18 protein-coding genes, 1 tRNA gene and 1 pseudogene are annotated in these 21,395 nt (G+C 70.3%); 12 read left to right on the top strand and 8 right to left on the bottom strand.

From position 1 onward, the window contains the following. Positions 1-27 precede the first annotated feature (27 nt). A tRNA-Pro gene (locus tag ACZ7N4_RS27005) sits at positions 28-101 on the top strand. Positions 102-254: 153 nt separating this feature from the next. On the opposite strand, the pseudogene ACZ7N4_RS27000 reads toward ACZ7N4_RS27005, so the two are convergent. Both ACZ7N4_RS27000 and ACZ7N4_RS26995 read right to left on the bottom strand, forming a co-directional pair. Then, a pseudogene (locus ACZ7N4_RS27000) lies at positions 255-935 on the bottom strand (polysaccharide deacetylase family protein); the annotation flags it as partial. Positions 936-1,000: 65 nt separating this feature from the next. After that, the gene (locus tag ACZ7N4_RS26995; RefSeq protein WP_471362462.1) at positions 1,001-1,696 is read right to left on the bottom strand and encodes a glycoside hydrolase family 11 protein; all 696 of its coding nucleotides are present in this window, start codon (positions 1,694-1,696) and stop codon (positions 1,001-1,003) included. Positions 1,697-2,028: 332 nt separating this feature from the next. On the opposite strand from ACZ7N4_RS26995, the gene ACZ7N4_RS26990 reads away from it, so the two are divergent. Continuing rightward, positions 2,029-3,105, top strand: a complete 1,077-nt coding sequence (locus ACZ7N4_RS26990) for an endo-1,4-beta-xylanase (RefSeq protein ID WP_471362459.1) — start codon at positions 2,029-2,031, stop codon at positions 3,103-3,105. A 99-nt stretch (positions 3,106-3,204) separates the two neighbouring features. Then, on the top strand, positions 3,205-3,621 hold the full coding sequence (locus tag ACZ7N4_RS26985; RefSeq protein WP_471362456.1) for an ATP-binding protein: 417 nt from the start codon (positions 3,205-3,207) through the stop codon (positions 3,619-3,621). A 221-nt stretch (positions 3,622-3,842) separates the two neighbouring features. Here ACZ7N4_RS26985 and ACZ7N4_RS26980 read toward each other — a convergent pair whose 3' ends face one another. Next, complete coding sequence (locus tag ACZ7N4_RS26980) at positions 3,843-4,865, bottom strand: LacI family DNA-binding transcriptional regulator (protein ID WP_471362453.1); 1,023 nt, start codon at positions 4,863-4,865, stop codon at positions 3,843-3,845. 134 nt (positions 4,866-4,999) lie between these two features. Between ACZ7N4_RS26980 and ACZ7N4_RS26975 the strand changes: the two genes are divergently transcribed. From ACZ7N4_RS26975 to ACZ7N4_RS26960, 4 genes are read left to right on the top strand one after another with little or no spacing between them, the layout of a single operon-like run. Then, positions 5,000-6,304 carry an ABC transporter substrate-binding protein gene (locus ACZ7N4_RS26975; protein ID WP_471362451.1) on the top strand — a complete coding sequence of 435 codons (1,305 nt, stop codon included), beginning with the start codon at positions 5,000-5,002 and terminating at the stop codon, positions 6,302-6,304. Positions 6,305-6,311: 7 nt separating this feature from the next. Further along, the gene (locus ACZ7N4_RS26970) at positions 6,312-7,265 is read left to right on the top strand and encodes a carbohydrate ABC transporter permease (protein ID WP_471362448.1); all 954 of its coding nucleotides are present in this window, start codon (positions 6,312-6,314) and stop codon (positions 7,263-7,265) included. Beyond that, the gene (locus ACZ7N4_RS26965) at positions 7,262-8,080 is read left to right on the top strand and encodes a carbohydrate ABC transporter permease (protein WP_471362446.1); all 819 of its coding nucleotides are present in this window, start codon (positions 7,262-7,264) and stop codon (positions 8,078-8,080) included. The genes ACZ7N4_RS26970 and ACZ7N4_RS26965 overlap by 4 nt, the downstream gene beginning before the upstream one ends. After that, positions 8,077-10,461, top strand: coding sequence for a beta-xylosidase/alpha-l-arabinosidase (locus ACZ7N4_RS26960; RefSeq protein ID WP_471362443.1), 2,385 nt, complete (start codon positions 8,077-8,079; stop codon positions 10,459-10,461). The genes ACZ7N4_RS26965 and ACZ7N4_RS26960 overlap by 4 nt, the downstream gene beginning before the upstream one ends. A gap of 73 nt (positions 10,462-10,534) precedes the next feature. On the opposite strand, the gene ACZ7N4_RS26955 is transcribed toward ACZ7N4_RS26960, so the two are convergent. From ACZ7N4_RS26955 to ACZ7N4_RS26940, 4 genes are all read right to left on the bottom strand, one after another. Further along, the gene (locus ACZ7N4_RS26955) at positions 10,535-11,902 is read right to left on the bottom strand and encodes a cellulase family glycosylhydrolase (RefSeq protein ID WP_471362440.1); all 1,368 of its coding nucleotides are present in this window, start codon (positions 11,900-11,902) and stop codon (positions 10,535-10,537) included. A 525-nt stretch (positions 11,903-12,427) separates the two neighbouring features. Then, positions 12,428-13,315 (bottom strand): carbohydrate ABC transporter permease, encoded by an 888-nt coding sequence (locus ACZ7N4_RS26950; protein WP_471362437.1) that lies wholly within the window; start codon positions 13,313-13,315, stop codon positions 12,428-12,430. After that, a complete protein-coding gene (locus ACZ7N4_RS26945) occupies positions 13,312-14,292 on the bottom strand; it encodes a carbohydrate ABC transporter permease (RefSeq protein ID WP_471362435.1) in 981 nt (326 codons plus the stop codon). The genes ACZ7N4_RS26950 and ACZ7N4_RS26945 overlap by 4 nt, the downstream gene beginning before the upstream one ends. 8 nt (positions 14,293-14,300) lie before the next feature. Beyond that, entirely contained in the window at positions 14,301-15,614 is a 1,314-nt protein-coding gene (locus ACZ7N4_RS26940) for an ABC transporter substrate-binding protein (protein WP_471362432.1), read from the bottom strand. Between the two features lie 455 nt (positions 15,615-16,069). Here ACZ7N4_RS26940 and ACZ7N4_RS26935 point away from each other — a divergent pair, with 455 nt between their 5' ends. The 5 genes from ACZ7N4_RS26935 to ACZ7N4_RS26915 all read left to right on the top strand — a co-directional run bounded on the left by ACZ7N4_RS26935 (position 16,070) and on the right by ACZ7N4_RS26915 (position 20,337). Next, positions 16,070-17,089 carry a sugar ABC transporter substrate-binding protein gene (locus tag ACZ7N4_RS26935; RefSeq protein WP_471362429.1) on the top strand — a complete coding sequence of 340 codons (1,020 nt, stop codon included), beginning with the start codon at positions 16,070-16,072 and terminating at the stop codon, positions 17,087-17,089. Further along, the gene (locus tag ACZ7N4_RS26930) at positions 17,089-18,165 is read left to right on the top strand and encodes an ABC transporter permease (protein WP_471362427.1); all 1,077 of its coding nucleotides are present in this window, start codon (positions 17,089-17,091) and stop codon (positions 18,163-18,165) included. Before ACZ7N4_RS26935 ends, ACZ7N4_RS26930 begins: the two co-directional genes overlap by 1 nt. Before the next feature lie 4 nt (positions 18,166-18,169). Then, complete coding sequence (locus tag ACZ7N4_RS26925; RefSeq protein WP_471362425.1) at positions 18,170-19,075, top strand: ATP-binding cassette domain-containing protein; 906 nt, start codon at positions 18,170-18,172, stop codon at positions 19,073-19,075. A 2-nt stretch (positions 19,076-19,077) separates the two neighbouring features. Next, the gene (locus ACZ7N4_RS26920; protein ID WP_471362422.1) at positions 19,078-19,980 is read left to right on the top strand and encodes a sugar phosphate isomerase/epimerase family protein; all 903 of its coding nucleotides are present in this window, start codon (positions 19,078-19,080) and stop codon (positions 19,978-19,980) included. A 162-nt stretch (positions 19,981-20,142) separates the two neighbouring features. Further along, the gene (locus ACZ7N4_RS26915; protein ID WP_471362419.1) at positions 20,143-20,337 is read left to right on the top strand and encodes a hypothetical protein; all 195 of its coding nucleotides are present in this window, start codon (positions 20,143-20,145) and stop codon (positions 20,335-20,337) included. A gap of 47 nt (positions 20,338-20,384) precedes the next feature. On the opposite strand, the gene ACZ7N4_RS26910 is transcribed toward ACZ7N4_RS26915, so the two are convergent. Further along, on the bottom strand, positions 20,385-21,389 hold the full coding sequence (locus ACZ7N4_RS26910; RefSeq protein WP_471362416.1) for a Gfo/Idh/MocA family protein: 1,005 nt from the start codon (positions 21,387-21,389) through the stop codon (positions 20,385-20,387). Positions 21,390-21,395: the final 6 nt, after the last annotated feature.

The raw sequence follows: 21,395 nt of genomic DNA, 5'->3' as shown, positions 1-21,395 counted from the left end.
CACGCGGGGCACCGCGAGTGAGAGCAACGGGACGTGGCGCAGCTTGGTAGCGCACTTGACTGGGGGTCAAGGGGTCGCAGGTTCAAATCCTGTCGTCCCGACTTGTGAGAGTCGTGGGTCAGGGGCCGTTTCAGAGCAATCCGAAACGGCCCCTTGATCATTTTCTGACTGCAGCATGGGCGGTGACGGACCGACCCGTTGTCGCGGGCCGCCGTCCCCGGCGGCCCGCTCGCCTCGGCGGGAGCGCACCGTCAGGGGGCCACGGCGCGACCGGTCTGCGGGGAGATGCGGCCGGCGCACAGGCCCTTGCCCGCCAGTGTCCGGGCGATGCGCGGAACGGCGGCGAGGGTGTTGGCCGGCCATTCGTGCATGAGGATGATCTGGCCGTTGGTCAGCCGGGACACGGCCTGCACGATCGCGTCGGTGCTCGCGCCGTTCCAGTCCTGGGAGTCGACGTCCCAGATGATCTGTTTCAGCCCGTACTTGGCCTCCACAGCCTGGACGGTGGCGTTGGTCTCGCCGTACGGCGGGCGGAACAGCTGCGGCGTACCGCCGCCGGCCGCGGCGATCGCCTGCTGGGTGCGGGAGACCTCGGAGTCGGTCTGCGCCTGGCTCAGCTGGGTCAGATGGGGGTGGGTGTAGCTGTGGTTGCCGATCCACATGCCGGCGCTCACCTCGGCCCGGACCTGGGCCGGATAGGCGGCTGCGAACTGGCCCTCGTTGAACATCGTGGCCCGCAGGCCGTTCTGCCTCAGGGCGTTGAGCAGGGCCGGGGTGTGGTCGGCCGAGGGGCCGTCGTCGAAGGTGAGGCCGACGTAGCCGGTGCAGGCGGCTGCGTGTGCCGGGACGGCGTCGACGGCGGCGGTGACGGTGCCGGCCAGGGCTGTCGCGGCGACGGCCAGGCCGGTCAGCAGGGAGCGGGGTGCGGCGCGCATGCGGGTGGGTCCTCCTCGGGGGCGGGCGTGGCCGCGCTGGGGGGTGATGGGACGGGACGGGAGGGTCACCCGTTCACGGTGATGGTGGAGCTGCCGCTGCTCTGGTATCCCTCGGTGGCCAGGATCATGTAGTAGCTGAAGCTGCCGAGGGGCATGCCGGCGCGGGCCCAGGCGTCGAAGTGGTTGCCGGTGGTGATGGTGCCGCCGGTGCGCTTGGACTGGCGGACGCTCCAGTACTGGTTGAAGGTCCTGGTGCCCTCGACGGACGGGGCGTTGTACCGGGTGGTCTGATAGATGTCGTACGTGCCGCCGTCGCTGGTGACCGTGCCCTTGTAGGTGCCGGTGGGCCGGTAGGTGCCCCAGTTGTCGACGATGTAGTACTCCACCAGCGGGTTGGAGGTCCACCCGTACAGGGCCAGGTAGGCGTTGCCGGACGGGCTGAAACCGCCCGAGTAGGAAACGGTCCTGCGTCCGCCGTTGCTCCAGCCCTTGCCCGCGACGAAGTTGCCGGTGTTGCGCCACGAGGTGCTGTAGTTGCCGCCGGAGTTCAGGGTCATGGACACCGTGCCCGGCGCGTCGGTCCAGAAGGAGTAGAAGAAGCCGTTGTTGGTGCCGGTCTGGTTGGTGGTGATGGTCGTGGCGGCGTGGGCGGTGCCGGGCAGCAGCAGCCCGGACGCGGACGTGGCCAGCGCCAGGGCGCCGGCACGGTTGATGAAGCCCCTGCGGCTCATCGGGCGGGAAAGGGCGTGGTCGATCTCCATGTCGTCCTCCTGGATGGGAGCGCTCGACGCTGATTGTCATGATCGCGTCATGCGGGTCACGAGGGTCGTCCCCCACGGGGGCGGGCTCGATTGCTGGAGAGTATGCGGCCGCCTCGAAACGACGGTCAATGCGTCTGTTTCCGAAACTTCATCGAAACTTGACGGGCTATCGCGCAAGCGAGAATGCGAAAGTTTCGACCCGCGCCGGCACGCGCTGAATCGGTCGAGGAAAGGGGTGCCGCGCACGGTGGTGACGCGCGAGTGTCGCCTGCCTACCGTTACGCAACGCTCGTAAGGCATCTCGAAACTTTCGACACGTCCCGGGAGTGTTCGTGAACCTGCCCCGCCTCGTCGCGGCGACCTGCTGCCTCGCTCTGCTTCCGCTCGCCGCCGCGAGCCCCGCCGCCGCGTCCGGCGGACCCGCGGTGCCCGACCGTCCGCTGCGGCAGCTCGCCGCCCACGACCACCTGCGGGTCGGTACCGCCGTGGACGTCTCCGCGCTCACCGACGACACCGGCTACCGTCGGCTCACGGGCTCCGAGTTCTCCACCGTCACCCCGGAGAACGTGATGAAGTGGGAGTCCCTCGAACCCCGGCAGGGCGGGTACGACTGGACCGCCGCCGACCGCCTGGTCGACTTCGCACGCCGGCACGGCCAGAAGGTGCGCGGCCATGTCCTGGTCTGGCACAACCAGTTGCCGTCCTGGCTCACCTCGGACGACCTCGACGCCGATCAGCTGCGCGCCGTCCTGCACCGGCACATCACCGACACCGTGCGGCACTTCGAGGGCCGGGTCTGGCAGTGGGACGTCGTCAACGAGGCGTTCGACGAGGACGGGACGCTGCGCGACACCCTGTGGCTGCGCAAGCTCGGTCCCGGCTACATCGCCGACGCCTTCCGCTGGGCGCACGAGGCCGACCCGCACGCCCTGCTCTTCTACAACGACTACAACACCGAGTGGACAGGGCCGAAGAGCGACGCCGTCTACGACCTGCTCCGCGGCCTGCGCGCCACGGGCGTGCCCGTCGACGGCGTCGGCTTCCAGGGACACCTGAGCACCCGGTACGACCTGCCCACCGGCATGGCGGCCAACTTCGCCCGCTTCGACCGGCTCGGTCTGGCCACCGCCGTGACGGAGGCGGACGTCCGCATGCCGGTGCCGGCCGACTCCGGCAAGCTCGCCACCCAGGCCGAGGGCTACCGGCGGCTGCTCGACGCGTGCCTGGCCACCCGCCGCTGCATCTCGTTCACCGTCTGGGGCTTCACCGACCGGTACTCCTGGGTCCCGGACACCTTCCCCGGCGAGGGCGCGGCCAACCTGTTCGACGAGGACTACCGCCCGAAGCCGGCGTACCGCGCTCTCCAGGCCGAGCTGGCGGGCCGGGCACGGACCGGGGCGGCCGGATAGGGACGGGCGCCCGCCCGGGAACCAAGTCGTAGCCGTACCGGAGCCGTGCGCGGGTAACCGGAAGGGCGGAAACGGTCCGGTCGGCACAGAAGGAGGAACGTGGACGGACGTTCGCTTCGCGCGGTGGGCTGGGCACGCTCACTGCCGCTCAACAGTCAGGTCAAGACGGCACGCGACTGGGCCCGGTCCCATCTGGCCGAGCTGGGCTGGACCCGCACGGCCCCCGAGACGGTGGACGACGTGCTGCTGGTGGTGTCCGAACTGGTCACCAACGCGCACGTGCACGCGCACAGCACCGCCCAGCTGGTGATGTCCTGGGACAACGACTGCCTGCACATCGCGGTGCACGACACCTCCTCGACGCTGCCCGTGCCCCGGCAGCCCGGGGCGCTCCAGCCCGGCGGACGCGGCATGCTGCTGATGGACGCCCTGGCCGACCGCTGGGAGGCCCGGCCCTGCCCGCACGGCAAGACCGTCATCGCCTGTTTCCGGCCGCCCGCCCGGGTGAACGACTGACGCGGCACACGGGTCCGGCAGCAGGAGACTCTGCCGGTCCCGTGCCACCCTCCCCACACCGGCCGGAGCGGCCCCGGTGCCGCGCCGTCCGCCCGAGGGGCGGACGCCTGTCGACGGCGGGTGAGACCCTGTGCCGCTCCGGTCCGTGCGGCCGGCGCGGTGCGGCCGACACCGTGCGGCCGACGCCGCGCGCCCGCAACGCTCCTGCCCCGGCTGGGGGTTCAGCCGAGGGCGGGCGGCGCGGTGCTCTGTCGTACCACCAGGTGGGTGGCGAGTTCGATGCGCAGCGCGGTCTTCCTGGGATCGGTGGGGCGCAGCAGCATCCGTGCCGCCTCCTCGGCCATGCGCTGGAGCGGCTGCTGCACGGTGGTCAGGGGCGGGCTCGACCACCGGGCCGGCGGTACGTCGTCGTACCCCACCACCGACAGCTGCCCGGGCACGCTCAGGCCCAGTACCCGTGCCGCCTCGAGGACGCCCAGCGCCTGCAGGTCGCTCCCGGCGAAGATCGCCGTCGGGCGGTCCGGGCGCCGCAGGAGGTCCATGGCGTGTTCGAAGCCGCCCTGGACGTGGAAGTCACCGAAACGCACCAGCCGCGGGTCCGGTGCGCAGCCCGCCATCGCCATCGCAGAGCGGTATCCGTCCAGCCGGGCCAGTGAGCACATCAGGTCCTCGGGACCGGTGATGATGGCGACGCGCTCGTGTCCCTGGTCGGTGAGGTGGCGGGTGGCGGCCACGCCTCCTGCCCAGTTGGCGGAGCCGACGGAGGGCACGTCGGGGTCGGGGTCGCCCGCCGGGTCCACGATCACGAACGGGATGGCCCGGGACCGCAGTTGCCTCTTCACGTCCTCCGGCACGGTGGAGAAGACCAGCAGCACGCCGAGGGGCCGGCGGCGCAGCACGCCCCCGATCCACTCCGGCCCGGGAGCCTGCCGTGTCCCGCTCTCGGTGAGCGCGACGGTCGCGTCGTTCCGCTTGGCGACGTTCTCCACACCGCGGATCAGTTCCATCGCCCAGACGCTCTCCAGTTCGTGGAAGACGATCTCGATAAGGGGGGCCTGCGGTGGCCCGGCGGTCCGTCGGCGGTAGCCGTGGATCTCCAGAAGACGCTCCACCTTGGCTCTGGTCGTGGGCGAGACATCCGAACGACCGTTGAGAACCTTCGAAACTGTCGGAAGCGAGACGCCGGCCTCTCTGGCCACGGCTGCCAAGGTAACTCTGCGACCGACCTGGGCTTCTTCGCGCATGGGCGCAGCATAGGCCACGGCGCGGGTAACGGTTTGGCTGCGTACGTGCACGACCGTTGACCATTTCTTCTTCCGCCTCCTACTGTCCAGCCGCAGGACTTTCGGCTGAAAATTCGAAACTTTCGGAAGGTTGGATGGCCATGCGTACACGGATGCCCCGGGTGCTCGCCTGCGGAGCGACGCTCGCCCTGGCGGCGAGTCTCGCCGCGTGCGGGAACGGAAGCGGCGGGGGTTCCTCGGACGACGGCAGGATCCACGTGCTGGTCTACGGGGACGCGAGCAACAAGGTCGAGAAGCGGATCGTCGACACCTTCAACAGGACGTCGAAGGTCAAAGCCGTCCTCGACACCATTCCAGGCGCGGACTACCAGCAGAAGCTGCAGACGATCATCAACACCCCCCAGGCGCCGGACATCTTCTTCAACTGGGGCGGCGGCAGCATCCAGCCGTTCGTCAAGGCCGGACTGCTGATGCCGCTGGACGACTTCGTCAAGAAGGACCCGAACCTCGACGACAAGTTCCTGCCCAGCGTCTACAACAGCGCGGTCGTCGACGGGAAGCCGTACGGCATCCCCATGCGCGGCACCCAGCCGGTGCTGCTGTTCGACAACAAGGAGGTGCTCGACAAAGCGGGCGTCAAGCAGCCGGCGACCTGGGACCAACTGCTCGACGCCGTCAGGAAACTCAAGTCCGACGGCGTCACACCGATCGCCCTGGGCGGCGGCGACCAGTGGCCGACGCTGATGTGGTTCGAGTACGTCTACGACCGCGTCGCCGGGCCGGAGCTGTTCCAGAAGGCCCTGAGCGGCGACAAGGACGCCTGGGCGAGCGCGGACAGCAAGAAGGCGCTCGGACTGCTCAAGGAACTGGTCGACACCGGCGCCTTCGGCAAGAACTACGACTCGGTGAAGTACACCAACGGCGCCTCGCCCGCACTGGTGGCCCAGGGCAAGGCCGGCTTCGAGCTGATGGGGTCCTGGTACTACGCGCAGCAGCAGCAGGACGCGAAGGACTTCGCCGCCAAGGGCCTCGGCTACGGCACGTTCCCGACGGTCCCCGGCGGCAAGGGCGACCCGTCCGACGTCGTCGGCAACACCAACAACTTCTACTCGGTGCTGAAGAAGACCAAGCACCCCGAGGCGGTCGCCGAGTTCCTGAAGCTCATGTACTCCGACGAGTTCGTCAAGGCCCAGTTGGCCATAGGCAACCTGCCCACCACCACCAACACCCCGAAGTTCCTCGACACCTCGGCCAGCCCCGCGTACTCCCGCTACCAGTACGACCTCGTCGCCAAGGCCAGGTCCTTCCAGCTCTCCTGGGACCAGGCCTTCCCGCCGTCGGCCATGACACCGATCCACCAGGCCGTCCAGCAGTTCTTCAACGGACAGCTCGACACGGACGGCTTCGTCAAGGCCATGCAGGCCCTCCCGACCGAATGATCCGCTCATGACGACACAGCTCACGAGCGCTCCGCCCACCGCCGTGGCCGGCAAGGCCCGGCGGCGGCCGCAGGAGTCCTCCACCGCACGCGGTACGCGCCCCGGCTTCCTCTGGGCCCTGCCCGCCACCCTGTTCTTCGCCCTCTTCGCCCTCGCACCGCTGATCATGGTGGCGGTGCTGTCCTTCATGAGCTGGAACGGCCTGGGGTCACCGCGGTTCGTCGGGACGGACAACTGGGAACGCATCCTCGACGACCCCGTGATGATCAAGAGCATCTGGCTCACCCTCCTGCTCACCGCCCTGGGCGTGGTCGTCCAGACCCCGCTGAGCATCGTGCTCGGCGTCTGGGCCGCCGGACGCCAGCGCAACCGCGCCGTCCTCTCGGCGATCTACTTCGTCCCGCTGCTGCTGTCCGCCACCGCGGTCTCGGTGCTCTGGCGCGCGCTGCTCGACCCGAACTTCGGCATCCCCGCGCGGATGACCTGGCTGTTCGGGGACGGCAACCTGTTCGGCGAACAGTCCACGGCCATCGGGGTGCTGGCCTTCGTCAGCACCTGGCAGTTCACCCCGTTCCACACCCTGATCTACCAGGGTGCCGCCCGGGCGGTCCCGCCGGTGCTGTACCAGGCGGCCGCGATCGACGGCGCGGGGCGCTACCGCCAGTTCTTCCACATCACGCTGCCGCAGCTGCGCAACTCGGTCATCACCTCGATGATCCTGATGATCGTGGGCGGGCTGACCACCTTCGAGACCGTGCTCATCCTCACCCAGGGCGGACCGGGCACCGACACGACGATCAGCGCCTATTACATGTACCAGAAGGCCTTCAAGGGCTTCGACTTCGGAGCGGGCTCGGCCATCGCCCTCTGCCTGGTCGTCGCCGCCACGGTCGTCTCGCTGGTCGTGGTCCGCGTCTCCGGCTACGACAAGATGCGCAGCGACATGGAGGGGGTGTCATGAGGCACCGCCCCAACTACCCGGCCGGAGCCGGCTCCATCGTCTGGCTCGTCCTGGTGGGCCTTCCGCTGTACGTGATGCTCGCCGCGACCCTGCGCACACGGCAGGACTACGCCAAGCACGGCCCGGTGTCCTTCCCCCGCGACTTCACCCTCGACAACTACACCGGGGCGTTCGACTCGGGCTTCGGCCGGTACTTCCTCAACACCATCGTCGTCACGCTCTGCGTCGTCGGCGTGGTGCTGCTGCTCGTACCGCCCCTGGCGTACGCCATCGTGCGCAGCCGCAGCCGGGTCACCTCGCAGATCTTCCGGCTGTTCCTGCTGGGCCTCGCCATCCCCGCCCAGGCCGTCATCGTGCCGATGTTCTACCTGATCAGCGAGGCGGGCCTGTACGACAACCTGCTCGGGGTCATCCTGCCCACCGCCGCGTTCTGCCTGCCGATGTCGGCGCTCATCCTCAGCGGGGCCATGCGCGACATCCAGCCGGAGCTGTTCGAGGCCATGACGATGGACGGCGCGAGCCCCCTGCGGATGTTCTTCCGGCTCGTCGTCCCGCTCTCGCGCGGCGGCCTGTCCACGATCGTGGTGTTCTCCGCGCTCCAGGCCTGGAACGGCTTCCTGTTCCCGCTCGTCCTGACCCAGTCCGACTCGACCAAGGTCATCACTCTGGGTCTGTACAACTTCCAGACCGAACACGGCGTCGACATCCCCGGTCTGCTGGGAGCCGTGACGCTGTCCATGGTGCCCGTCCTGCTCGTCTACCTGTTCGCCCGCCGAGCCCTGGTCCAGGGCCTGATGGGCATGGGAGGAAAGTGACCGCCAACGTGGCCGTAGAGACCACCCCCGAAGTCCCCCTCTGGAACGACCCGACCCAGGACATCGGCACGCGCGTGTCCGCGCTCATCGACGCGATGACCCTGGAGGAGAAGACCGCCCAGCTGTACGGCGTGTGGGTCGGCGCGTCCGACGAGGGCGGCGAAGTGGCCCCGCACCAGCACGACATGGAGGAGGCCGTCGACCTCGACGCCCTGCTGCCCGCCGGCCTCGGCCAGCTGACCCGCCCCTTCGGCACGGCGCCCGTCGACCCGGCGCTCGGCGCGCTGTCCCTGCTGCGCACCCAGACGCGGATCGCCGCCGCGAACCGCTTCGGCATCCCCGCACTGGCCCACGAGGAGTGCCTGGCGGGATTCGCCACCTGGGGTGCCACCGCCTACCCCGTCCCGCTGTCCTGGGGCGCCACCTTCCACCCCGGCCTGATCCGCCGGATGGCCGCCGCCATCGGCCGCGACCTGCGGTCCGTGGGAGTCCACCAGGGCCTCGCGCCCGTCCTCGACGTGGTGCGCGACGCGCGCTGGGGCCGCGTCGAGGAGACCATCGGCGAGGACCCCTACCTCGTCGGCACCATCGGCACCGCCTACGTCCAGGGCCTGCGGTCCGCCGGGGTCGTCGCCACCCTGAAGCACTTCGCCGGATACTCCGCCTCCCGCGCGGGCCGCAACCTGGCACCCGTCGGGATGGGCCCGCGCGAACGGGCGGACGTCGTCCTGCCCCCGTTCGAGATGGCCGTACGCGAGGGCGGGGCCGACTCCGTCATGCACGCCTACACCGACACCGACGGGATGCCCTCGGCCGCCGACGAAGAACTGCTCACGGGACTGCTGCGGGAGACCTGGGGCTTCGACGGCACCGTCGTCGCCGACTACTTCGGCATCGCCTTCCTGAAGACCCTGCACGGTGTCGCCGGTGACTGGGCCCAGGCCGCGGCCACGGCCCTGCGCGCGGGAGTCGACGTGGAACTGCCCACCGTGAAGACGTTCGGCGCGCCGCTCGCCGAGGCCGTCGCCGCGGGCCGGGTACCGGAGGCGCTCATCGACCGGGCGCTGCGCCGGGTGCTCGTCCAGAAGGCCCGGCTCGGCCTGCTCGACGCGGACTGGAACCCGGTGCCGGCCGCCCTCGCGGGAGCGGACCTGGAGAACCCCGACGCCCTGCGCGGCACCGTCGACCTCGACACCGCCGAGAACCGGGAACTGGCCCGTACCGTGGCGGAGGAAGCGGTCGTCCTGCTGGCCAACGACGGCACCCTGCCGTTGGCCCGGCCCCGCGGCATCGCCCTGATCGGCCCCAACGCGGCCGCTCCGACAGCCGTGCTGGGCTGCTACTCGTTCCCCCAGCACGTCGGCGTGCACCACCCGCGGACACCGCCCGGCATCGACCTGCCCACCCTGGAGGACGCCCTCCGGCGGGAGTTCCCCGACGCGGAGGTCACCGTCGTCACGGGCACCGGCGTCGACGACGGTGACATCTTCGGCATCGCCGAGGCCGTCGACGCCGCGCGTCAGGCCGACGTCGTCGTCGCGGCCCTCGGCGACCGCGCCGGCCTCTTCGGCCGGGGGACCAGCGGCGAGGGCTGCGACGCGGAGTCCCTGGCCCTGCCCGGCGCCCAGCAGCGACTGCTCGACGCGCTGCTCGACACGGGCACGCCCGTGGTGACGGTCCTGCTCGCCGGCCGGCCCTACGCCCTCGGCCGCGCGGCCGACGAGGCCGCCGCGATCGTGCAGTCCTTCTTCCCCGGGACAGAGGGCACCACCGCCATCGCGGGTGTGCTCAGCGGCCGGATCAACCCGTCCGGGCGGCTGCCCGTCAGCGTGCCCCGCGACACCGGCGGCCAGCCGGCCACCTACCTGGGGGCCCGGCTCGCCCAGGCCAGCGACGTGTCCAGCATCGATCCCACGGCGGCCTTCCCGTTCGGGCACGGCCTGTCCTACACGTCCTTCGCCTGGGACGGCCTGACCGTCGACCGGCCCGAGGCGGACACCGGCGGCGAGTTCTCCCTCGCCTTCACCGTACGCAACACGGGGGAGCGGGCCGGGACCGAAGTCGTCCAGCTCTACCTGCACGATCCGGTAGCCTCCGTCGTCCAGCCGGTGCAGCGTCTCGTCGGCTACACCCGGGTGGCGCTCGCCGCGGGCGAGGCGCACCGGCTGCGGGTGACCGTGCCGGCCGACCTGGCGTCCTTCACCGGCCGGGACGGACGGCGGGTGGTCGAACCGGGCGAGCTGCACCTGCGTCTGGCGGCGTCCAGCACCGACGCCCGCCTGACGGCGACGGTGACCCTGACCGGCCCGGAACGCCGCGTGGACCACAACCGCCGGTTCCACGCGCGCTTCGAGCGGGAGACGCAGCCGGGGACACCCTGACCCGCACTCCGCCGTGGCCCGCGCCCGCGCCGAGGGGGGCCGGCCACGGCACGCGGCCGGCACCCGTCCTCGGTCAGCCGCGCCGTACGGTGACGTTCACCAGGCCGTCCCGGCCGGCCAGGATCCGGGCCCGGCCGTCCGTGACGCGGACGACGGACGCGCCGCCGTCGGCCGTGACCCGCCAGGTGCCGGGCGGAAGGGACAGGGTGGTCACCCGGGGCCCGGCGGAAGCCGCGCGGTAGGACAGCCGGTACACGCCCGACGCGGAGTCGTACCCGGCGGAGCGGACCGTGCCCGCCACGGTCTCCGCGTACGGCTCGACGGTCAGCGCCTTGTTGGGGCGGAAGGCGCCGGTGTCGTCCACCGCGCAGTACCCGCCGCCGTAGCACCAGACGTAGCCCGCCCAGCCGGAGGCGTAGCGGCCCAGGGAGGCCATCGCGTCGCGGTAGAAGCGGTTCATGTGCGGCAGGCCGCTGTCCGGCGGACCCCACTCGCCCACCACCACCGGGACCCCGTACCGCTTCGGGTACGCGGTGACGGCCCGCTCGTACGCCTCGATCCAGCCGGCGCCGGGATCGTAGTCGGCGCCCGCCTCCATGGCGGTGTCGTAGAAGTGTGGCGCGTACACGACCCGGGGATCCGCCACGCGCCCCAGGCCGGTGGGCACGCCCTCGCCCACGATCGGGGTCGGTTCGACGAACAGCCAGGCGTCCCGGTCGGCCGTACGGACCGCGTCCGCGAGGCGGTTGTACATCGGCGTGAGCTGGTCGCGTTCGATGCGGCGCGCGGCGGTCGGGAGGTCCTCTCCCGGTCTCTGCTCGCCCATCGGCTCGTTGACGAGGTCGTAACCGAGCACGGCCGGATGGCGGGCGAAGCGGGCGGCCAGTGTCCGCCACATCGCGGCCTGGGCGCGCCGGAGGTCCGCGTCCTCGTAGAGATGGGTGAAGGCCCGCTGCACGGCGGGCTCGAAGTACTCGGCGAACCAGTCGTCCGGGTGCGGGGTGAACGGCAGTCCGTCGGTCCTGGTCGCCCACTCGGGTATGCCGCGGTGGCCGAAGGCGGGGCCGAAGACGTCCTGGTGGGCGTCGATCACCACTCTCAGGTGGTACTTCGCGGCCCAGTCCAGGACGCGTTCGACCTTGCGGAGGTAACCGCGGCTGTACTGCCCGGGTTCCGGCTCCAGGTCGTCCCAGAAGACCAGCAGCCGGGCGAAGTCGAAGCCCCGGGCCCGCATGTCGCGCAAGTGGCGTTCGGTGATGCCGGTGAGGGCCGCCTCGCCCCGGTGCGTCTTGTCCTCGATGTTCCAGCCGTGCAGGGTGAGCACCCGCCCCTGCCGGTCGGTGAGCGGCGGGATGCCCGGCCCGGCCTCCTCGGCGTGGGCGGCGGCGGGGGCCAGCAGGGCGGCGACGGCCGCCCCCGCCGTCAGGATCGCTCGCAGCACGGAGAACCTCCCGGACCGATGGGGCAGGTGTTGCCGCGCATCCCACCAGCCACGGCACGAACCTTCAAGTCCCGTGCCGTAAAAGGAGCTTCGCCGGACGTGCGGCTCCCGCGCCACGGCCACCCCACCCGGTGCGACCCGGGCCGTGCCCGCAGTGTCTCCGCTCGTCGGCAGCTCCGTCGAGCCGGGCGCGACGGGGAGTTCGGCGCCCTGGCCGGTGTGGTCGTTCACGAACAGGAAGTCCGCCTCAGTGCCGCGCCGGCGGACCACCTCCACACCGGCTGGGGCCGTGCGGACCGGCTCCACGCCCGCCTTCGCGTGGACGCGGTGCAGCAGCGCGGCCGGCGTGGCCGGGTCCGGCGGGGCGGCCGGGTACCCGGCGCGGTTCCGGCGACCGTCTCGGTGCCCGCCGCCCGCAGCGGCTCCGGCCACAGCGTCCCCGTCGCCCCGTCCGGCACCGTGCCGGTCAGCCCGACCGACTCCCCGGGCGGCAGCGGGAACGGTTCTCTTCCTCGTGCGGGCGCCTCAGCCCTTGCTGGAGCCCAGGGTCAGGCCGCTGACGAACTGGCGCTGGAGCGCGAAGTAGACGGCCAGGGTCGGGATCGCGGTCAGCAGGGAGCCGGCGGCGACCAGGTTGGGGTCGGTGAAGTACTGGCCGGAGAGGTTGTTCAGCGCGGAGGTGATCGGCATGTTCTCGCCCGTCGAGATCAGCACGAGGGCCCAGAAGAAGTCGTTGTAGATCCAGATGGACAGCAGCGTCGCCAGGGCCGCCATCGCCGGCTTGCACAGCGGCAGCGTGATCTGCCAGTACAGCCGCCACACCGAGGCGCCGTCGACCAGCGCGGCCTCGGTCAGCTCGTGCGGCAGCGAGCGCATGTAGTTGCTCAGCACGAAGGCGCAGAACCCGGACTGGAACGCCACGTGGATCAGCACCAGGCCCAGTGCGGAGTCGTACAGCTTGCCGCTCGCGGTGATGCCCGGCAGGTCGGTGAGCAGGTACAGCCGGTACAGCGGGGTGATGACGACCTGTTGCGGCAGCAGGTTGCCGGCCGTGAAGACCAGCAGCAGGGCGAGGTTGAGGCGGAAGTCGAACCGGCTGACGTAGAAGGCGACGCAGGAGGACAGGAACAGCGTCAGCAGCACCGCCGGGACCGCGATGACCAGCGTGTTGCCGAAGTAGTGCAGCATGTCCGACTGCTGGAAGGCGTGTCTGAAGTTGTCGAGGTTCAGCGTGTCCGGCCAGGACACGTAGCCCTTGGCGCTGGTCTCGCTGTACGGGCGCAGGGCCGAGAAGACCGCCCAGAGCAGGGGCGCCAGCCAGGCCAGGGCGGTGCCGGCGAGGAAGACGTGCAGCAGGACCCGGGCCGGCCGGATCGGGGCACGCCTCCTCCCGGGCGCGCTCACGGTGCTCATGCGCGCCGCTCCTTCCGGAAGGTGGCGATCAGATACGGGATGATCACGGCGAGGGAGATCACCAGCAGGACGACGGCGATGGCCGAGCCGTAACCGATGCGGCTGGACTCGCCGATGATGTTGTTGGTGACCAGGATCGACAGCAACTCGGTGCCCTGGGCGCCCTTGTTGAAGACGAAGACCAGGTCGAAGGCGCGCAGGGCCTCGATGATGGTGACAACCAGGACGACCGTGTTGGTCGGGCGCAGGGTCGGGAAGATGACGTGCTTGAACGTCTGCCACTCGCCCGCGCCGTCCAGGGCGGAGGCCTCGCGCAGCGAGGGGTCGACGCTCTTCAGACCGGCCAGGTACAGGATCATCATGTAGCCGGTGTGCCGCCAGGACGCGGCGACCAGGACGGCCCACAGGTTGAGGTCGGGGTCGCCGATCCAGTCGATGTAGTGGCCGGGTTCGTTGGCGCCGAGGACGCTGTTGATCAGACCGGTGTCCGGGTTGTAGACCAGCTGCCAGACGAACCCGATGCACGCCATCGAGATGACGACGGGCAGGAAGAACGCGGTCTGGTAGACCCGGCTGAACCGGATCCGCTTGTCCAGCTGGACGGCGAGGAACAGGCCGAACGGCGTCGGGATCAGGATCAGTACGACGAACCAGACGACGTTGTGCTGGACGGCCGGCCAGAACTGCGGGTTGTCGGTGAAGAGCTGCCGGAAGTTGTCCGGGCCGACCCACCTGATCGAGTCGAACCCGATGCCGTCCCAGGTGGTGAAGGCGAGGAGGATCGAGGCGAGGGCGGTGACCCAGACGAGGATCACGTGCAGGACCGTGGGCACACCCGCCATCACGGCGAGGGTGAACCGGTCACGGCGGGTCAGCAGGCGTCGGTGGCCCGCCGTGACCCGCTTCTTCCCGGGCGTGGCCCCCGGAGCCGGCACGGCGGCCGGCTCCGGGGTCTTCGTCGTCGTGTCGGTGGTCATCGGGCCGCTCACGAGGACGCGAAGATCTGCTTCTTCTGGCGTTCGACGGACGACAGCAGACTGTCCACGCCCTTGGGGTTCTGCAGGAACTTCTGCAGGCCCGGCTGCATCACCGTGGAGGTGAAGTCGGGGCGGCTGTCGCGGTCCATGAACTGGGTGAGGCTCTTGGCGCCGCCGATCATGTCGAACGCCTTCTTCTGCAGCGGCGAGTAGGCGGAGGTGTCGGCCTTGCCGGAGGCGGCCACCACGCTGGGGTCGGTCTTGAGGTACAGCTCCTCGGCCGCCGGGCTGCCCAGGTACTCCAGCAGCTTGACGACACCCGCGTGGTTCTTCGGGGACTTGCTGACCATGAACCCGTCGGTGGGCGCCTCGACGGTGTCCTGGCCGTACGCCGGGTTGATCTCCGGGAAGGGGAAGAAGTCGAGGTCGTCCAGGTCCGCCTTGTCGGTGAACTGCTGGGCCACGAAGGAGCCGAGGAGGTACATGCCGGCCTTCTTCGCCACCAGGGTCTGCGCGGCGTCCTGCCATGTACGGCCCATGAAGCCGTCCTGGTGGTAGGGGAGGATCTCGGCCCAGTGGTCGAAGACGTCCTTCACCTTGGCGTCGGTCCAGGACGCCTTGCCCGCCATCAGCCGCACGTGGAAGTCGTAGCCGTTGAGACGGAAGTTGATCTGGTCGAAGGTGCCCATCGCCGGCCAGGCGTCCTTGTCGCCGAAGGCGATGGGCACCAGACCGTCCTTCTTCATCCGCTTGCACAGGGCGACGAGGTCGTCCCAGGTGGCGGGGATCGTGTAACCGTGCTGCCGGAACACGCTCTTGCGGTAGAAGACCGCCCACGGGTACGTCGTCATCGGCACGAAGTAGTACGTGCCGTCCTCGCCCTTGCTGAGCTTCTTCATCGCCTCGGGGAAGTTGTCCCCGATCTTCGCCCACACCTCGTCGATCGGCGTGGCCAGCTTCTTCGCCGCGAAGAACTGCATGCGGTAACCGGCGAACCAGTTGAACACGTCGTCCGGGGTGCCCTGCAGGTACGAGTTGATCTGCTCCTGGAAGGTGTTGTGGTCCTTGGTGTTCACATCGACGGTGAGGCCCGACTGCTTCCCGAAGGCCGCGTAGACACTCTCGAACGCCTTCTTGGGCACCGCGTCCGAGGCGTTCGAACCGACGGTGACGGTCTTCGGGTCGGAACCGGAGCCGCTGCCTCCGCAGGCGGACAGCAGGGGGGTGCCGGCCCCGGCGAGCAGGGCGGCGCCGCCGGCTCCACGGAGCAGGGAGCGTCGGCTGGGACCCGGGGCGGAAAGGCCGGAGGGGGAGAGGCGCATGGCGGCTCCTGAGGAATACAGGGTTCGGCCAAGGGGATGAGTTGATCACCGAAAGATCTCCGAAACCGATCAGAAACCAACTCGACCGAACAGCGTGGGCGTAATAACAGCCCCATGTCCGCTCATGCGTCAATAGCTCCGGTCGCAACAGCGGCTCTCTTGCCTGAAACGTGATCCTCTCCGCCGCCTGGGCCGTTCCGCGGGACGTCCTCCCCGGTGCCGGCGGACGCGCCCGCCCGGTGCCGTTCGCCGCGGGGTGCGGTGTACTGGGCTCAAGCCTCGCGGGCGGAGGCCGCACGCGAGGGAAGCGTCCCTTGTTTGTACTTACATTCGGACCACCGCGTGAAATGATGTCTTGACAAAGTATTGACAGCGGGCCCGGCAGAGGCTTGTATCCCGTCCCAACGCACTCCGCGTCCCTTGCCCCGTCGCACGCACAGTGAGGTGCAGGAAAGATGGACCGCTCTTCTCGACCCCGCTCCCGCAGAACGGCCCCCCTCCTGGCCGTGGCCGCTGCGGCCGCCCTCACCCTGGCCGGCTGCTCCAGCAGTTCCGGCGGCAAGAAGGCCGAGGAGGAAGCGGCGAACGCCTCAGCCGGCAAGGCGGACACCCCGCGCATGACCGTCGCCCTCGTCACCCACCAGGCGCCCGGTGACACCTTCTGGGACACCGTCCGCAAGGGCGCCGAGGCCGCCGCGGCCAAGGACAACGTCAAGCTCGTCTACTCAGCCGACCCCAGCGCGGGCAACCAGGCCACCTACGTGCAGAACGCTATCGACCAGAAGGTCGACGGCATCGCGGTCACCCTGGCCAAGCCCGACGCGATGAAGGGCGTGATCGGCAAGGCCGGGCAGGCCGGCATACCCGTGGTCGGCCTCAACTCGGGACTGAGCGACTGGAAGAAGCTCGGCCTGCTGGAGTTCTTCGGGCAGGACGAGAGCGTGGCGGGCGAGGCCTTCGGCAGGAAGCTGAACACCACCGGCGCCAAGAAGATCGTCTGCGTGATCCAGGAACAGGGCAACGTGGGCCTCACCCAGCGCTGCGACGGCGTGAAGAAGACCTTCTCCGGCACCACGGAGACCCTGTACGTGAACGGCACCGACATGCCGTCCGTGAAGTCGACCATCACGGCCAAGCTGAAGCAGGACAAGGACGTCGACACGGTCGTCACCCTCGGCGCCCCCTTCGCCCTCACCGCGGTGCAGTCGCTGGGCGACGCGGGCAGCAAGGCCAAGGTGGCCACCTTCGACCTCAACAAGGACCTGGTCAAGGCGGTGCAGAACGGGACCGTCGAGTTCGCCGTCGACCAGCAGCCCTACCTCCAGGGCTACCTGGCGGTCGACTCGCTGTGGCTCTACAAGAACAACGGCAACTACAGCGGCGGCGGGGAGGAGCCGGTGCTGACCGGCCCGGCCTTCGTCGACAAATCCAACGTCGACAAGGTCGCCGAGTACGCCGCGAAGGGCACCCGGTGATGAGCATGACCCAGCAGGCTGAGCCGGCGGTGGACAGGCCGCCGGCGTCCGGTCCGAAGCAGACCGACGGCCGCACCGCCCGGCGCTCGCCGGTCCTCAGGCTGCTGGCCCGGCCGGAGGTGGGTGTCTTCCTCGGTGCCGTCGCCGTCCTGGTCTTCTTCCTGATCACGGCTCCGCCGGTGCGCGACGGCAGCTCGATGGCGAACATCCTCTACCAGTCCTCGACCATCGGCATCATGGCCCTCCCGGTGGCCCTGCTGATGATCGGCGGCGAGTTCGACCTCTCCTCCGGTGTCGCCGTGCTCTCCTCGGCGCTCACCGCGAGCATGCTCGGCTACCAGCTGACCCTGAACGTGTGGACCGGTGTGATCGTCGCCCTGGTCGTGTCCCTCGCGATCGGCGCCTTCAACGGCTGGATGGTGGTGAAGACCGGGCTGCCCAGCTTCCTCGTCACCCTCGGCACCTTCCTGATCCTCCAGGGCGCCAACCTCGCCGTGACCAAACTGGTCACCGGCAACGTCGCCACCGACGACATCAGCGACATGGACGGCTTCGACCAGGCCAAGGCGATCTTCGCCTCCACCTTCGACGTCGGCGGGGTCCAGGTGAAGATCACCATCGTCTGGTGGCTGGTCTTCGCGGCCCTCGCCACCTGGGTGCTGCTGCGCACCAGGTACGGGAACTGGATCTTCGCCGTCGGCGGCAACAAGGACAGCGCCCGCGCGGTCGGCGTCCCGGTGAGGTTCACGAAGATCTCGCTGTTCATGCTGGTCGGCCTCGGCGCCTGGTTCGTCGGCATGCACAACCTGTTCTCGTTCAACACCGTGCAGTCCGGCGAGGGCGTCGGCCAGGAGCTGATCTACATCGCCGCGGCCGTCATCGGCGGCTGCCTGCTCACCGGCGGCTACGGCTCCGCGATCGGCCCGGTCTTCGGCGCCTTCATGTTCGGCATGGTGCAGCAGGGCATCGTCTACGCCGGCTGGAACCCCGACTGGTTCAAGGCCTTCCTCGGCGTGATGCTCCTCGGCGCCGTCCTGATCAATCTGTGGGTCCAGCGCACTGCGACCCGGAGGTGAAACGATGACCGACGACACCACCCACGGCACCGTCCTGAAGGACACCCCGCCCGCCGACGGCGGCCCTCTCGTCGAACTGCGCGGCGCCGGCAAGTCCTACGGCAACGTCCGCGCCCTGCACGGCGTCGACCTGACGGTCCACGCCGGCCAGGTCACCTGCGTGCTCGGCGACAACGGCGCCGGCAAGTCCACCCTCATCAAGATCATCTCGGGGCTGCACCAGCACACCGAGGGCGAGTTCCTCGTGGACGGCACCCCGGTGCGCTTCGCCACCCCGCGCGAGGCCCTCGACCGGGGCATCGCCACCGTCTACCAGGACCTCGCCACCGTCCCGCTGATGCCGGTGTGGCGGAACTTCTTCCTCGGCTCCGAGCTGACCAGGGGCCCCTGGCCGCTGCGCCGCCTCGACATCGCCCGCATGAAGGAGACCGCCGACCAGGAACTGCGCAACATGGGCATCGTCCTGGACGACCTGGAACAGCCCATCGGCACGCTCTCCGGCGGCCAGCGCCAGTGCGTGGCCATCGCCCGCGCCGTCTACTTCGGCGCCCGCGTCCTCATCCTGGACGAGCCGACCGCCGCCCTCGGCGTCAAGCAGTCCGGCGTGGTCCTGAAGTACATCGCCGCCGCCCGCGACCGCGGCCTCGGCGTCATCTTCATCACCCACAACCCCCACCACGCCTACATGGTCGGCGACCACTTCAGCGTCCTGCGCCTCGGCACCCTCGAACTGAGTGCCGAACGCAGCGGGATCACCCTCGAAGAACTCACCAACCACATGGCCGGCGGAGCCGAACTCGCCTCCCTCAAGCACGAACTGGCCCAGGTGCGCGGCGTCGACACCGAGGAGCTGCCCGAGGAGGCCGACCTCACCGCACCCGTGGCGACCACCCCCGAAGGGACCTCCTGACCATGGCCCACGCCCTCGACCGCATCCGGGTCGGCTCCGCCCCCGACTCCTGGGGCGTCTGGTTCCCCGACGACCCGCAGCAGGTGCCCTGGGAACGCTTCCTGGACGAGGTCGCCGAGGCCGGCTACGACTGGATCGAACTGGGCCCGTACGGCTACCTGCCCACCGACCCCGCCCGGCTCACCGACGAGGTGGCCAGGCGGAACCTGAAGGTCTCGGCGGGCACGGTCTTCACCGGCATGCACCGCGGCCCCGCCGTCTGGGAGGAGACCTGGGCGCACGTCAGCCAGGTCGCCGCGCTCACCCGGGCGACGGGCGCGAAGCACCTGGTGGTGATCCCCTCCTTCTGGCGGGACGACAAGACCGCCGAGATCCTGGAGCCGCCCGAGCTGACCACCGGGCAGTGGGCGCACCTGACCAAGGGCATGGAACGGCTCGGCCACGAGGTCAGGGAGAGCTACGGCCTGGACATCGTGGTGCACCCGCACGCCGACACCCACATCGACACCGAGGAGCATGTCGAGCGCTTCCTGGACTCGACCGACTCCGAGCTGGTCAACCTGTGCCTGGACACCGGGCACTACGCCTACTGCGGCGGGGACAGCGTCAAGCTGATCGAGACCTACGGCGAGCGCATCGGGTACCTGCACCTCAAGCAGGTCGACCCGGACATCCTCGCCGACGTCGTCGCGGGCGGCGTGCCGTTCGGCCCCGCGGTGCGGCGCGGCGTGATGTGCGAACCGCCCTCCGGGATCCCGGAACTCGGGCCGGTGCTCCAGGCGGCGCAGCGGCTGGGCGTGGAGCTGTTCGCGATCGTCGAGCAGGACATGTACCCCTGCGAGCCGGACAGGCCGCTGCCGATCGCCGTACGCACCCGGCGCTTCCTGCGCTCCTGCGGGGCTTGAGGAGCCGGCCGGCCGGACGGACGGAACCGGGCCGCGGTGAGGACCGCGGCCCGGTTCCTTCGCTGTTGCTGGGGATTCGGTCACCGGGTGGCCGGGAACCAACGGGGGCACGCGGGCGTTCCGACAGACAACGGGGAACGCCCGCGCAGACGGGAGGACGAGATGACACACCGTACGGAAGCTCGCAGCACCCCCCAGGAGCCGCCCGACGCCGCGGCCCTGCGCCGTGACCGCTTCGGCGCGCTGCCCGAGCGGATACGCCCCGAGGACACGGTGGAGACGAGGCCGGCGACGGTGCCGGACCCGGCGCGGGACACCTACAACCCGGACGAGTGGCTGATCCGGTACTGCGGCTGACCGGCGCCGGGCGGCGCCGGGCGGGTGCCCGGCGCCGTCTTCCCGGCTCAGCCCTGCCGGACCTCCGCTGGTGTCACCGGCCGGTGCTCGTGCAGGGACAGCGTGCAGGCCTCGGCGATCCAGCCGGCCTCCAGGGCGTCCTCGACGGTGCACGGGGAGGGCCGGGTGCCGGCCACGACCTCGGTGAACGCGGTCAGTTCGGCGCGGTAGGCGTCGGCGAAGCGGTCCATGAAGAAGTCGTGCGGGGGGCCGGACGGAAAGCTCACACCGGGCTCGACCGAGCGCAGCGGCAGCTTGTCGTCCAGACCGACGGCGATGGAGTCGGCGAAGCCGTGCAGTTCCATGCGGACGTCGTAACCACGCTTGTTGTGCCGGGAGTTGGACACCACCGCGATGGTGCCGTCGTCCAGGGTCAGGATCGCCCCGGTGGTGTCCGCGTCGCCCGCCGCCCTGATGTAGCCGGCGCCCCGGTTGCCGCCCACCGCGTACACCTCGGCGACCTCACGGCCCGTCACCCAGCGGATGATGTCGAAGTCGTGCACCGAGCAGTCGCGGAAGATGCCGCCGGACGCGGCGACGTACGCGGCCGGCGGCGGCGCCGGGTCCAGGGTCGTGGACCGGACGGTGTGCAGCGTGCCCAGCTCGCCGGCCTGTACGGCGGCTCGCGCGGCGGCGAAGCCCGCGTCGAAACGCCGGTTGAAGCCGATCTGGATCGGCACGTCGCCGCCCCGGACGGCCCTCAGGACCTCGACGCCCTCGTACATCGTCCTGGCGACGGGCTTCTCGCAGAAGACCGGGACGCCGGCCTCGACTCCGGCCAGGATCAGGGCGGGGTGGGCATCGGTGGCCGCCGCGACGACGAGGCCGTCCACGCCGGCCGCGAGGAGGGCCTGCGGCGAGTCCGCGACCTCGGCCCCGAACCGCTCGGCGGCGGCCTCGGCCGCGTCCGCGAACGGGTCGGCGACGACGAGCGACTCGACGGCGTCGAGGCCGGAGAGGGTCTCGGCGTGAAAGGCGCCGATACGGCCGAGGCCGAGGATTCCGATACGCATGCGGTG

This window comes from Streptomyces sp. NPDC107654 (assembly GCF_055639035.1).
This window is presented reverse-complemented; position numbering and strand designations above follow the sequence as displayed.

Bases quoted from the DNA above. Each gene is read 5' to 3' on its own strand.
- ACZ7N4_RS26975 (WP_471362451.1), top strand. From the start codon at position 5,000: ATGGCCATGCGTACACGGATGCCCCGGGTGCTCGCCTGCGGAGCGACG.
- ACZ7N4_RS26950 (WP_471362437.1), bottom strand. From the start codon at position 13,315: ATGAGCACCGTGAGCGCGCCCGGGAGGAGGCGTGCCCCGATCCGGCCG.
- ACZ7N4_RS26945 (WP_471362435.1), bottom strand. From the start codon at position 14,292: ATGACCACCGACACGACGACGAAGACCCCGGAGCCGGCCGCCGTGCCG.
- ACZ7N4_RS26965 (WP_471362446.1), top strand. From the start codon at position 7,262: ATGAGGCACCGCCCCAACTACCCGGCCGGAGCCGGCTCCATCGTCTGG.
- ACZ7N4_RS26935 (WP_471362429.1), top strand. From the start codon at position 16,070: ATGGACCGCTCTTCTCGACCCCGCTCCCGCAGAACGGCCCCCCTCCTG.
- ACZ7N4_RS26995 (WP_471362462.1), bottom strand. From the start codon at position 1,696: ATGGAGATCGACCACGCCCTTTCCCGCCCGATGAGCCGCAGGGGCTTC.
- ACZ7N4_RS26940 (WP_471362432.1), bottom strand. From the start codon at position 15,614: ATGCGCCTCTCCCCCTCCGGCCTTTCCGCCCCGGGTCCCAGCCGACGC.
- ACZ7N4_RS26915 (WP_471362419.1), top strand. From the start codon at position 20,143: ATGACACACCGTACGGAAGCTCGCAGCACCCCCCAGGAGCCGCCCGAC.
- ACZ7N4_RS26925 (WP_471362425.1), top strand. From the start codon at position 18,170: ATGACCGACGACACCACCCACGGCACCGTCCTGAAGGACACCCCGCCC.
- ACZ7N4_RS26970 (WP_471362448.1), top strand. From the start codon at position 6,312: ATGACGACACAGCTCACGAGCGCTCCGCCCACCGCCGTGGCCGGCAAG.
- ACZ7N4_RS26980 (WP_471362453.1), bottom strand. From the start codon at position 4,865: ATGCGCGAAGAAGCCCAGGTCGGTCGCAGAGTTACCTTGGCAGCCGTG.
- ACZ7N4_RS26910 (WP_471362416.1), bottom strand. From the start codon at position 21,389: ATGCGTATCGGAATCCTCGGCCTCGGCCGTATCGGCGCCTTTCACGCC.
- ACZ7N4_RS26920 (WP_471362422.1), top strand. From the start codon at position 19,078: ATGGCCCACGCCCTCGACCGCATCCGGGTCGGCTCCGCCCCCGACTCC.
- ACZ7N4_RS26930 (WP_471362427.1), top strand. From the start codon at position 17,089: ATGAGCATGACCCAGCAGGCTGAGCCGGCGGTGGACAGGCCGCCGGCG.